This window comes from Salinispora pacifica CNR114 (genome assembly GCF_000514775.1).
Lineage (GTDB): Bacteria > Actinomycetota > Actinomycetes > Mycobacteriales > Micromonosporaceae > Micromonospora > Micromonospora pacifica.
In genome coordinates, this window is record NZ_AZWO01000011.1 from 186,067 (window position 1) to 198,186 (window position 12,120).

Annotated in this window: 11 protein-coding genes and 2 pseudogenes; 5 read left to right on the forward strand and 8 right to left on the reverse strand. The window is 68.9% G+C overall.

The features are described from left to right. Positions 1–60 precede the first annotated feature (60 nt). The 3 genes from B118_RS0108480 (at position 61) to B118_RS0108490 (ending at position 3,059) form a co-directional block, all read left to right on the forward strand. Positions 61–981 (forward strand): proteasome assembly chaperone family protein, encoded by a 921-nt coding sequence (locus B118_RS0108480; protein WP_018220285.1) that lies wholly within the window; start codon positions 61–63, stop codon positions 979–981. A 198-nt stretch (positions 982–1,179) separates the two neighbouring features. Further along, positions 1,180–1,977, forward strand: a complete 798-nt coding sequence (locus tag B118_RS0108485) for an exodeoxyribonuclease III (protein WP_018220286.1) — start codon at positions 1,180–1,182, stop codon at positions 1,975–1,977. Between the two features lie 212 nt (positions 1,978–2,189). Then, positions 2,190–3,059, forward strand: coding sequence for a sulfotransferase domain-containing protein (locus tag B118_RS0108490; protein WP_026185261.1), 870 nt, complete (start codon positions 2,190–2,192; stop codon positions 3,057–3,059). A 21-nt stretch (positions 3,060–3,080) separates the two neighbouring features. Here the strand turns inward: B118_RS0108490 and B118_RS0108495 are convergent, their stop codons facing one another. After that, positions 3,081–3,728 (reverse strand): class F sortase, encoded by a 648-nt coding sequence (locus tag B118_RS0108495; protein ID WP_018220288.1) that lies wholly within the window; start codon positions 3,726–3,728, stop codon positions 3,081–3,083. Further along, complete coding sequence (locus tag B118_RS0108500; protein WP_018220289.1) at positions 3,725–4,429, reverse strand: hypothetical protein; 705 nt, start codon at positions 4,427–4,429, stop codon at positions 3,725–3,727. The genes B118_RS0108495 and B118_RS0108500 overlap by 4 nt, the downstream gene beginning before the upstream one ends. 89 nt (positions 4,430–4,518) lie before the next feature. On the opposite strand from B118_RS0108500, the gene trmB reads away from it, so the two are divergent. Together trmB and B118_RS0108510 are read left to right on the forward strand one after the other, a co-directional pair. Further along, entirely contained in the window at positions 4,519–5,220 is a 702-nt protein-coding gene (gene trmB / locus B118_RS0108505) for a tRNA (guanosine(46)-N7)-methyltransferase TrmB (protein ID WP_026185263.1), read from the forward strand. Positions 5,221–5,291: 71 nt separating this feature from the next. Then, a complete protein-coding gene (locus B118_RS0108510) occupies positions 5,292–7,802 on the forward strand; it encodes a DEAD/DEAH box helicase (protein WP_026185264.1) in 2,511 nt (836 codons plus the stop codon). Between the two features lie 14 nt (positions 7,803–7,816). On the opposite strand, the gene B118_RS0108515 is transcribed toward B118_RS0108510, so the two are convergent. The 6 genes and pseudogenes from B118_RS0108515 to B118_RS32130 form a co-directional block, all read right to left on the reverse strand. Further along, entirely contained in the window at positions 7,817–8,383 is a 567-nt protein-coding gene (locus tag B118_RS0108515; protein ID WP_018220292.1) for a pyridoxamine 5'-phosphate oxidase family protein, read from the reverse strand. A gap of 79 nt (positions 8,384–8,462) precedes the next feature. After that, a pseudogene (locus B118_RS31590) lies at positions 8,463–8,687 on the reverse strand (hypothetical protein); the annotation flags it as partial. Between the two features lie 244 nt (positions 8,688–8,931). After that, complete coding sequence (locus B118_RS0108525) at positions 8,932–9,477, reverse strand: GNAT family N-acetyltransferase (RefSeq protein ID WP_027645291.1); 546 nt, start codon at positions 9,475–9,477, stop codon at positions 8,932–8,934. A 135-nt stretch (positions 9,478–9,612) separates the two neighbouring features. Continuing rightward, entirely contained in the window at positions 9,613–9,978 is a 366-nt protein-coding gene (locus tag B118_RS32725) for a hypothetical protein (protein WP_027645292.1), read from the reverse strand. A gap of 149 nt (positions 9,979–10,127) precedes the next feature. Continuing rightward, the gene (locus B118_RS0108535; protein ID WP_028192644.1) at positions 10,128–11,339 is read right to left on the reverse strand and encodes a helix-turn-helix domain-containing protein; all 1,212 of its coding nucleotides are present in this window, start codon (positions 11,337–11,339) and stop codon (positions 10,128–10,130) included. 520 nt (positions 11,340–11,859) lie between these two features. Next, a pseudogene (locus B118_RS32130) lies at positions 11,860–12,120 on the reverse strand (cell wall anchor protein); the annotation flags it as partial.

The following is a 12,120-nucleotide window of genomic DNA, read 5'->3' on the forward strand; positions in this document are numbered from 1 at the left end:
CCCAACCGGGTGCCGTTCGTGCATGACGGCCCACAGCCACATCCAGGGAGGTCCGCACCGGTGCTCGACCCACACGAGCTCTACGAACTCACCGACGATCTGCCCGACCTCGGGCAGCCCGTCCTGATCCAGGCGCTCTCCGGCTTCGTTGACGCCGGTAACGCCACCCGGTTGGCACGCGAGCAACTACTCACCTCGCTCGACGCGCGGCCGGTGGCACGGTTCGACCTGGACCAGCTCTTCGACTATCGCTCGCGCCGGCCGGTGATGACCTTCGTCGAGGACCACTGGGAGTCCTACGACGCGCCGGCCCTGGAGCTGCACCTGCTCCGGGATGATGCCGACACCCCGTTCCTGCTGCTCACCGGTCCCGAGCCGGACCTGCAATGGGAACGCTTCGTCGCCGCCGTGGCCGGGCTCTCCGCCCGGTTGGACGTCCGGATGACCGTCGGGCTCAACGCCATCCCAATGGCGGTGCCACACACTCGCCCCACCGGCGTCACCGCCCACGCCACCCGACGTGAACTCACCGCGGGCTACGAGCCATGGCTGCAACGCGTGCAGGTGCCGGGCAGCATCGGATACCTGCTGGAGTACCGCCTCGGCGAGCAGGGCCGGGACGCGCTGGGCTTCGCCGCGCACGTGCCGCACTACGTCGCGCAGACCGAGTACCCCGCCGCGGCCGAGGTGCTGCTCGCCTCGGTGTCACGCAGCACCGGGCTCCTCCTTCCCAGCGAGAATCTGCGGGCCGCGACCGAGGCGGTGCGGACGGAAATCGACCGGCAGGTCGCCCAGACCGAGGACGCCGCAGCGCTGGTCCAGGCGCTGGAGGAGCAGTACGACACCTTCACCCGGGGACGCGGCCAACCGAACCTGCTCAACATCGGGGCCGAGGCCCTGCCGACCGCCGACGAACTCGGTGCCGAGTTGGAACGTTTCCTGGCCGAGCAGACCCGCCCCAATGACAACCCCGGCGGCTGAACCGGCCGCCGGCTCCGACGGGTCGCCAAGCCGACCGCAGGGGCCCCCGTCGGAACGTTGAGCCCGATCACCCGCGGCCCGACGGGCCCCGCCAGAGCGCGGGACGGGGAGCGGCACCGAGTGCCCTCCCCGACAGCCCGGCGGCGACACGCCCCGGGCAGGCAGCAGGTCGGCGACAGATCGGGCAGGCTGGGACACATGCGCCTGGCGACGTGGAACGTCAACTCCGTGAAGGCCCGCCTGCCTCGGCTGCTCGACTGGCTGGCGGGCACGAACCCAGATGTCGTCTGCCTCCAGGAGACCAAGTGCCCGGACGGCGCGTTCCCGGTCGCCGAGGTTGGCGCGCTCGGCTACACGGTCGCCAGCCACAGTGACGGCCGGTGGAACGGGGTCGCCATTTTGTCCCGGGTCGGCCTGACCGATGTCACCCTCGGCTTCCCCGACGAGCCGGGCTTCCCCGATCCGGAGGCGCGCGCCCTCGCCGCCACCTGCGCCGGACTACGGGTCTGGTCGGTCTACGTGCCCAACGGCCGAACCCTCGACGACCCGCACTACGCGTACAAGCTGGCCTGGCTCGGCGCACTCCGGGACACGCTGGAGGGCGAACTGACCGGCGACGCACCGTTGGTGGTGTGCGGCGACTTCAACGTGGCCCCCACCGACGCGGATGTCTGGGATCCGACCCTGTTCACCGGCTCCACCCACGTCACGCCCGCCGAACGAGCCGCACTCGCGGCGCTACGCGATCTGGGCCTCGCCGACGTCGTGCCAACCCCGATGAAGGGCCCGCACCCGTTCACCTACTGGGACTATCGGGCCGGGATGTTCCATCAGAACAAGGGCATGCGGATCGACCTGGTGTACGCCTCGGCTCCGTTCGCCCGCGTCGTCCGGGCCGCATACGTGGACCGGGAGGCCCGCAAGGGTAAGGGCCCCTCGGACCATGCTCCGATCGTCGTGGACGCCGACCTTGTCCCGGTGGTGGAGGCGTTCTGAGTACCCGGGCGGCGACAATTCATGCCACACTCTGCGTTACTAGTCAATCACCAAGGGTAGCATTGACTTTAATTGGACCGTCGGGGATATTCCTAGTGGCACGTTGACATACCGGGATGGGAACGGTTAGATCCCGGGATTCGACCAACACCACCACCCCTACAATAAGCCCAGAGCTCCCCCACCCTGAAGGCGCAGACAAGGCTTCGATAATGCTCAATCGAACAATAGAGTTCGCCAAGCAACACTCACCCAATTTGACGCGCCGGATGGCACGCCGCGTACAGCTCGAGGCCCACAATGCGAGAAAGCGGCTCCTCGTCCCGGTGGTCAGTCGGTGCGAGTTCGACAACATCTACCACTGCACGGTACACAAGACGGGTAGCCAGTGGATCAAAGCCCTGTTCAGCGACCCCACCGTCTACCGCCACTCCGGCCTGCTCCCCTACGACCCACGCTTCTACAAGCGACGCAAGCTACCCGTCATTCCACCCGGCCGGGCAGGTCTGGCCCTATTTCATTCTTACCCGCGCTTCAAGAAGATTTCAAAACCCGGCACCTATCGCGCCTTCTTCGTAATTCGCGACCCACGCGATATCGTCATTTCAAGCTACTTTTCGCTGCGCAACTCACATGCCCCCATGGGCGACATCCTCCAGGCACGGAAAACACTGCAGGAAATTCCGATGAAGGAAGGGTTACTTTACGTCATCGAACGCCACTCCAAGCGGAACCTCTTCAAGCAACTCCGGTCGTGGGCGGCCGCCCCGAGCTCCGAGACCTTCCGGCTGTTCCGCTACGAGGACCTGACCGGTGAGCGGCAGGCGGAGGAGGTGGACCAGCTGATGCGGCACTGCGGGATCACCCTGCCCGCCACCGAGCTGGAGGCCCTGTTGTCCCGCTACAGCTTCTCCAGGATGCGGAAGGATCGGGAAACCGCGGGTAAGGTTTCCCACTACCGAAAGGGCAAAGCTGGCGACTGGCGTAACCACTTCGACGACGAGGTCTACGCGGCTTTCACCGCGGCGACCGGAAACCTCGTGGAGCTCCTCGGCTACCCGGCCCGCGACGCGGTTTCCTGACCGGATCACCGGGCCCGGGTCTCACGTCATCGTGGCGAAAGCGATGACGTTGTCGGCGTAGCCGGTGCGGCCCCCCACCCAGGCTCCACCACAGGTGATCAGGCGCAGCACGGCCGGCCCGGAGTCGCCGTACACCCGTTCGGCGGGAAGCTGGTCCTTGGGGAAGCGCTCCACCGAGTCGACCCGGAATCCCACCACCGAGCCGTCGGCCCGGGTCACCTCGATTGGGTCACCGGGACTCAGCCGGTGCAGGTCAACGAAGACCGACGGACCGTCCCTGGTGTCCACGTGACCGACGATGACCGCCGGTCCCGGCTCGCCGGGGACCGGTCCCCGGTCGTACCAGCCGGTCTCGTGTGCCCGCTCCAACGGCGGGACGGCGATCGAGCCGTCCCGGGCCTGCCCCACCGGCGCGATCGGCGCGGCGACACCGATCACGGGTACGGCGAGGCGGACCGGCCGGCTGGTGGCTGGTTCCGGCCCGGCCCCACCGGCGGGTCGGTCCACGTCTGCCGTGCTCGCCCACTCCAGGGAGCCGGTGGTCCGGCCCAGCCCGGCACCCGTGGCGAAGACCCCCACCAGCACCAGCAGCACGGCCAGCGGTACGACCCACGGGCTACGCCGGCCCGCCGGTCGGCGGGCCGTGCGGACCGCACGGGCCCTGGTCATCGGCGGGCAGCCCCGCGGAGTCGGCGGAGGGACACCAGCCACACCACCAGACCCGCCACGGTCAGCCCGACCCCGACCGGTAGCAGCAGCTCCGCGGAGAAGTTGCTGCCGGAGCCGCCGAACCCGGTAGCCGGGCCACGACTGGGCGTGACGGACTTGACGACCTGAAGCATCGTTGTCGCGGTCTCACCGCCGCGGCACTCCAGTTTGACCCGGTAGCTGCCGGGCAGGGTTCGCTCCCGCACCCTCGCCGTCGCGGTCAACAGCCCATTGTCCGGCTTCACCTGGACGCGGCCGAAGGCGTCGGACCAGACGTTTGCCGGGATGGAGTTGTCCCGGCAACTCGCCCGGATCCAGACCAGGTAGCCGGCCTTCACCGTGCTCGGGCTTACCTCAACGAAGACGGTCGACGGCTTCGGTCCCTCGGGCTGCATGGGTGCGGCAACCGGGCGGAGTGCTGCCTCGGGAGTCGACGCCGCGACGGGGGAGGACCAGGCCGATGCCGGCCCGGCAGCAGCCGGTCCGGCCGACACCACCTGGGCTGAGGCTGGCCCGGCCGTCGCGTTCGCGACCCCGACCGCGAGCACCAGGCCGACGACGACCGCGAGCAGTGGGCCGACGACCGCGACCGCGACCATCGCCACCAGGCCCCCGCGGGTCCCCTTCACCACAGCCCCCTCCCGACCCGGCTGGGCGGCCATGCACACCCGGCCTGTCGCACGGGGAATCCGACATCCCCGTCGCACATCACATCCGATTCGACGCGGTCCTCGCGTACGCTCGGATCGCTGTGACCATCACCGACTCTCACCCCACCGCTCCCGCGCGGAGCATCCGGACCTTTCACCCGCGACGCGGCCGGATGTCGCTGCGCCAGACCAGCGCGTTGCGACAGCTGTGGCCGCGGTACGGCCTGACCGTCCCGGAGGTGCCCGGCACGCCGGTGGAGCCGGCTGTCCTGTTCCCGCGCCGGGCGCCCCTGGTGTTGGAGATCGGTTCTGGGATGGGCGACGCCACCGTGGCGATGGCCTCCGCCGATCCGGACCGAGACTATCTGGCGGTCGAGGTGCACACGCCGGGAATCGCCAACCTCCTCGACCTGGTGGAGCGGCAGTCCCTGAGCAATGTCCGGATCGCCGAGGGCGACGCGTTGGACCTGGTCAGCGCTCTGCCCGTCGGCTCACTCGACGCGGTGCACGTCTTCTTTCCGGACCCGTGGCCGAAGGTCCGCCACCACAAACGGCGCCTCATCCAGCCCGATCACGTCGCCCTGCTGCGCTCACGATTGGCGACCGGCGGCGCGCTGCACTGCGCGACCGACTGGGCCGAGTACGCGGAGGCGATGCGGCGGACCCTGGACGCCGATCCGGGGCTGGCGAACCCGCACGACGGCTTCGCACCCCGTCCCGCGCACCGCCCGGTGACGAAGTTCGAGCGCCGCGCCCTGGCTGCCGGCCGACCGGTGGCCGACCTGATCTACCACCGCCGCTGAGCCCCCACGGGACGCCGATGACCGGCCCGGTTGGCGCGGGCGGTGATGGTCGGGGCACCATGGACCCCGCCATGACACTTACCGCCGCGCTGCCGGCCAGCGCCGACCCTGACACCCTGTACGACGCGTTCGCCGGTTGGGCGTCCGAGCGCGGCCTCGATCTCTATCCGCACCAGGAGGAGGCGGTCATCGAGATCGTCTCCGGCGCGAACGTGATCATGAATACGCCGACCGGGTCCGGCAAGAGCCTGGTCGCGATGGCGGCGCACTTCGCCGCGCTCGCCGACGACCGGACGACCTTCTACACGGCCCCGATCAAGGCGCTGGTGTCGGAGAAGTTCTTCGCGCTGTGCGAGGTGTTCGGGGCCGACAACGTCGGCATGCTCACCGGCGATGCCAGCGTCAACCCGGACGCGCCGGTCATCTGCTGCACCGCGGAGATCCTGGCCAACCTCGCGCTGCGGGAGGGCACCCGCGCGGACGTCGGCCAGGTGATCATGGACGAGTTCCACTTCTACAGCGAGCCGGATCGGGGCTGGGCGTGGCAGGTGCCGCTGATCGAGCTGCCACAGGCACAGTTCATCCTGATGTCCGCCACGCTCGGGGACACCACCCGGTTCGTCGCCGACCTCACCCGCCGCACCGATCGCCCGACCGCCGTCGTCCAGACGGCCGAACGCCCGGTCCCTCTCCTCTTCTCGTACGCCACGACGCCGATGCACGAGACCCTGGAGGAGCTACTGGAGACCCGCGAAGCCCCGGTGTACGTCGTACACTTCACCCAGGCGGCGGCCCTGGAACGGGCCCAGGCGCTGATGAGCGTCAACGTCTGCACCCGGGCCGAGAAGGACATGATCGCGGCGGCGATCGGGAACTTCCGCTTCACCTCCGGCTTCGGCAAGACCCTGTCCCGGCTGGTCCGACACGGCATCGGCGTGCACCACGCGGGGATGCTGCCCAAGTACCGCCGTCTGGTCGAGACGTTGGCCCAGGCCGGGCTACTCAAGGTCATCTGCGGCACGGACACCCTCGGGGTCGGCATCAACGTACCGATCCGCACCGTGCTCTTCACCGGGCTGTCGAAGTACGACGGAACCCGGACCCGCCTCCTCAAGGCCCGCGAGTTCCACCAGATCGCCGGCCGTGCCGGACGGGCCGGCTTCGACACCCTCGGCCGGGTCGTGGTGCAGGCACCCGAGCACGTCATCGAGAACGAGAAGGCCCTGGCGAAGGCCGGCGACGACCCGAAGAAGCGCCGCAAGGTCGTCCGAAAGAAGCCACCGGAGGGGTCGATCGGCTGGGGCAAGCCCACCTTCGAACGCCTGGTCGAGGCCGATCCGGAGCCCCTGGCCTCCAGCTTCCAGGTCAGCCACGCCATGCTGCTCAACGTCATCGGCCGCCCCGGCGACGCGTTCGCGGCGATGCGACACCTGCTCACCGACAACCACGAGGACCGCGCCGCCCAGCGCCGGCACATCCGCCGCGCCATCGCCATCTACCGGGCGCTGCGGGCCGGTGGGGTCGTCGAGGAACTACCCGAGCCGGACGAGTCCGGCCGACGGGCTCGACTCACCGTCGACCTCCAGCTCGACTTCGCCCTCAACCAGCCGCTGTCGCCCCTCGCCCTCGCCACAATCGAGCTCCTCGACCGCGAGTCCCCGGCCTACGCCCTGGACGTGCTCAGCGTGATCGAGTCGATCCTCGACGACCCGCGCCAGGTGCTCTCCGCACAGCAGTTCAAGGCCCGCGGTGAGGCGGTCGCCGCGATGAAGGCCGAAGGCATCGAGTACGAAGCCCGCCTCGAACTGCTCGACGAGGTCACCTGGCCCAAGCCCCTCGCCGAGCTACTGGACAACGCCTACGAGATGTACCGCCAGGGGCACCCCTGGGTGGCCGACCACCAGCTCTCCCCCAAGTCCGTCGTCCGGGACATGTACGAGCGGGCGATGACCTTCGGCGAGTATGTACAGTTCTACGGGTTGACCCGATCCGAGGGCCTCGTCCTGCGGTACCTCGCCGACGCGTACAAGACGCTCCGGCACACCGTCCCCGAGGATGCCAAGACCGAGGAGCTGATCGACCTCATCGAGTGGCTGGGCGAACTGGTCCGCCAGGTCGACTCCAGCCTGATCGACGAGTGGGAGCGGCTGCGCAACCCCTCCGACGTGGACGAGGTCGCCGTCGCCCTGGACGACCAGCCAACGGCGGTCACCCGCAACACCCGGGCCTTCCGGGTGTTGGTCCGCAACGCCCTGTTCCGTCGGGTGGAGTTGGCCGCCCTGCATCGCTGGCACGAGTTGGGCGAGCTGGACAGCGCCGCCGGCTGGGACGCCGCCGCGTGGGAGGACGCCCTGGAGCCGTACTTCGAGGAGTACCCGGAGATCGGCATCGGGCCGAACGCCCGCGGGCCGGCGCTGCTACTGATCGAGCAGGGCAGCGCGACCTGGACCGTACGCCAGATCCTGGACGACCCCGAAGGTGACCACGACTGGGGAATCAGCGCCGAGGTGGACCTCGCCGCCTCCGACGAGGCGGGCGCGGCGGTCCTCCGGATCACCGAGGTCGGACAGCTCGGCGGCTGACGCCCGGCCGGGGCTCAGGCGTCGCCGTCCGGGTGGAAGCCGGTGCGTTCGCCGCCCTCGGGCTCATTCTCGCGGCGTCGCCAGAACTGACGGGCGGCGAAGCCCTCCCGTCGGAGCCAGTGCTCGGTGTAGACGATCCGGTCCGCCTCGATCACCACCAGGGTGTCCCGTGGTGGTTCGGCAAGCGATCGGCCCCGTTCGGCGTGCTCGTTCTCCCACCGGAACGCGGCCCAGTAGGGCTCGCGGTCGGGATGGTCGGGTGGCAGCGCCCGAGCCGCGCCGAAGAGCTGCGCGCCGCGACTGCTGGCCAGCCCGACCAGTGGGGCGAAGATCCCCACCGAGACCCGCGGGTCCGCGGCGATGTTGCGCAGCTTCGGTGACCGCGGCGCGGCGGTGAACATCACCGCGAAGTCGAGTGGGTAGTAGCGCACCGGGGTGGCCAGCGGTCCGTCGGGCCCGGCTGTGGCCAGCACACACATGTTCTGCGACGAGAGCAGGTTACGGATGCGCTCCGCAAGTCGGTCCCGCGGCAGCCGCCGCGTCGGCGCGGGTTCCGCGAGCCACGGATTCGTCAACGGCATCGCTGCATCCCCCATCATGCGATGATCACTTACGGCCACAGTATCGATGACGAGGTTGGCACAGCGGGCGAGAGTGGACTCACCGGGTGCGCTTCGCGTAGGCGACTGTCCGGCGGGCATCCCGCCAGGCGATCCAGGCTGTCCGAGGCCGCGGCAGGGACACTGCTTCGCCGCGCCGTTTGGCGCTGAGCTGGCCGATCAGCCAGGTAGGAGCGTTCGCCCGCTTGATGGCCTGCGTCTTGGTGAGGAGCTCGCCGTGGTCGAGGGCGTGCCGGCCTCGAGCCATGGCGGTAAGACCGAGTTCACCGCGGTTGAGCGGCGCTGCCTGGTCCACCCTGCCCGGTGGAGTCGTTCGCACAGGCCCGCTCGAACAGGGCCTTTGCGTCCTCAGGATCACGCTCCGTAGCCAAAGCCGCTACCTGTCCGCGGAACTCGGCCGGCTCATACTCGTCGACTTGCTGCCAGAGAGCCGTGACGCGACCCTCCCAATCTGCTTCACTGGTCGCCACCTTCGGCATCTTGCCACAAGGGACGAAGCCAATCGGGTCTCACATCGGCTGGGGCTTCGCTGTCTCAGTCTCGAAGAGTTCGTTCGGCATGTCGTAGTACTTCGTTGTTCGGCCCAGGTGTGTCATGCCGAGCCGCCGGCAGACTGCCTGAGAGGACCGATTGTCCGGATGCGTGACCGCGATGACCCTCGGCAGCCCCCGGTCGAACGCGTCCGACAGGACCGCCGCCGCTGCCTCGGTGGCGTAGCCGTGCCCCCAGGATTCCGGATGCAGCTGCCAGCCAATCTCGACCTCGGTCGGCCCACCGGCCGGCTCCCCCGCCGACAAAGGAATCGGCTTGAGCAGGAGATTTCCGACCAGCCGACCGTCCGCCGCCGTAGTTACGGCCCAGATGCCGTGGATCGGATCGTCGATGGCGCGTCGGCGTGCGATCGACGCGAGGGCGCTCTCGCGATCGTTCATGATCGTTGGCTGCGGGCCCACAAATCGCACGACCTCCCAGCGCGACTCGAGATCCAACAGAAAGTCGGCGTCCTCGTCTCGCCAAGGACGCAGCCGGAGGCGTTCGCTCACGATGGTGCGCATGCGATCCATCTAGCCAGCATCCAGCACCACGACTCCACCCGATTCGCCGCACTCGCGCTGCGTTGCCGCGGTCCCGCCACCCAATCGGCCGCCCCTCCCGACGCACCCGGCCCCCGTTGGGAAAGGGGTTGCCCGTCACCGCACGCCACCCAAGAACCGGGCTACGCTCGCGCGGGCGAGCCGGCTGATCGCCCACTCCATCTGCCAGCACGGGTAAGGAGCCAGCCGTGACCACCACACTCGACAGCCAGCGCACATGCCGTCGAGCCCTCGGACGTGCACCGCAAGGATCACTTGCTCCGGCCCGCCGGTCGCTGCTCGCCCTCTTGAGGCCAGTGAGCACGATTGATTGGTATCCGGTGCCGGGCACGGCACGGCAGTTCGGCTCCGCACCGGCAGACACGCCGCCATCGTTGCCACGACCAGACCGAACGATGCCGTCGGGCAAACGTCCACGCGGTGGCTGACAGGTAGTCGTCGTACGAGACGCGCCGCACGCACCCTCCCTCGCCGCTCACGAGGGTAGCCTCGCCGCCCTCTGATTGAGGAGGACACGACGACCGGGCGCAACTCGCACCGCCCGCCGCATCCCGTGAATGACAAGCTACGGTGGGTTGCACCCTGAAATGGGTAGGGTTCCTACCTCCGGATCACGAGACGAGTCCGACTCGGACCGCGAGGTCACGGGCATCGTCTCGGGTGGCACGCGGGCCGCCGAGCAGGTCCAAGGTGATCTGACGGGCGTACCCGTTGAAGCGGATTGTCTCCGGGGCCAACTCGTATGCCTGCCGCAGCGTCGCCACCGTCGCTTCCGTATCGCCCTTGCCGTAGTGCGCCCGCGCGACCTCGATCAAATGGCGTGCCCGGCGCGGCCTCGACGGGATCGCTGCCGCACCGTGGCGGCGGGCCTGCCGCACGGCCTCGCCGGACTTCTGCAACTCCACCGCCACGGTCACTGCGTGCGCGCCCATAATGGCCCGGGAAAAAGACGTCTGCGGCTGGTAGAAACCCTGTGGCAGGCGCTGCGCCACGCGATCCGCGCGATCCCAGTACCGCCAGGCCCGCCCTTCCTCACCGGCACGAGCGGCGGTGTACGCGGCCTCGAAATTCAGCGCACCCCACAGCGCCAGCAGATTCGTGCTTCCGTCGACCGTGGCCGGCTCCACGGCCGACAGCACGTCCAGCGTCACCGCCATCGCGGTGTCCCAGTCCCCAGCGTCCCGATGCACCTGGCACAGGAACCACCCCGCACCGGCCACCGCCTCCGGATCACCGGACTCCTGCGCCGCCACCATCGCCCGATCCGCCACCCGCCACAACAACTCGGCAGCAGGCTGGTACGCGATGAACATCTGCGCCAATCCAAGCGTCTCCGCCAACAGCACCTGCGCCTGCCGCCGTTCGTCACTCTCGTACCCCAACACAGCACGCTGCGCATCCCGCAGCAACCCCGGCAACAACCCGCCCAGCACCGTCCGGTGATCCGACGCCTGATGACGTGCCCGCCATGCCGTCGCCAGCCGCTCCCTCAGCCTGGCCAACGACTCCGCCGCGACGTCATCAGCGAACACGACCCGGTTCACCGCATCCCGCACCGACGCCAATGCCGGATGCTCCGGCCCATTGACCACCACAGACCGCTCACCCAAATCCAGGGCCAGGGCAGACACGTCGACCTTCAGAGCACGCGCGATCCGATCCAGCATGGGAAGTCGTGGCGGCAAGATCCGGTCGGTCTCGACCGCCTTGACCCACTCAGCGCTACGGCCCACCAACCCACCAAGCACCGCCCGAGTCTTCCCGGACCGCTCCCGGTAGACCTTCAACCGCTGCCCAAATGTCAACTCCGGCAAGGAATCCACCAGGAACCTCCTCGCGTTGCGCCGAACGCCCCCCCATAGAGGCGTATCACGCCCGACGCTACCGACCTACAGGCTGCCTCACACCCCCTCACGCCGGCCACCCCTGTCCTCCACGATTCAAGGAATTGACGATGCCACCGGACCCGCTCTGGATCGTCGGCCGGGACGCCTTCGTCGCAGTTCTCGTCGCACAGTTCGATCCGACCTCGCCGGCTTGCTTCGGAACATGGTGAGCCCGGCCGGCGCACGCCAACGGGCAACCGGCCATCGGCGGCTACGTACGTCGTCCCGGCGAGTCGATCTACCGTCCGCAGGTGCTCAATGTCTTCCGAATCGACGAAGGCATGATCGCCGAGATCACCGCCTTCTCCCCCGAGGTCTTCGTCTCATTCAACCTGCCCGATTCGCTCTGAGCCGCCGAGGAGCACTCCACGCTCTGTCATGACGTGGTCCTTCCCGGAACGGAAAAATCTCTTCGCAGCCCCAGGGGCTGGTGGTGTGGACTGGTGGCACCTTGTTTTTACGTGGTCCGGTGTGGTGGGCGTCGGCGTGCGGCGTAGCTGAGGATGACGCCGGCCAGGATGGAGAGGGCGGCGGCGCCGGTGGTGGTGATGTTGGGGCCGGTGATGGGTAGGTCGGGTTCGTCGGGTGGTGGGGNGATGGTGAGGTTTACCGGTGTGGATTGGCTGTTGGGGCAGGTGTTGGTGCTGGTGTAGTGGGCGGTGAGGGTGTGGGTGCCGGGTGGGAGGGTGGTGGTGTGGGTGGCGGTGGCGGTGGTGGT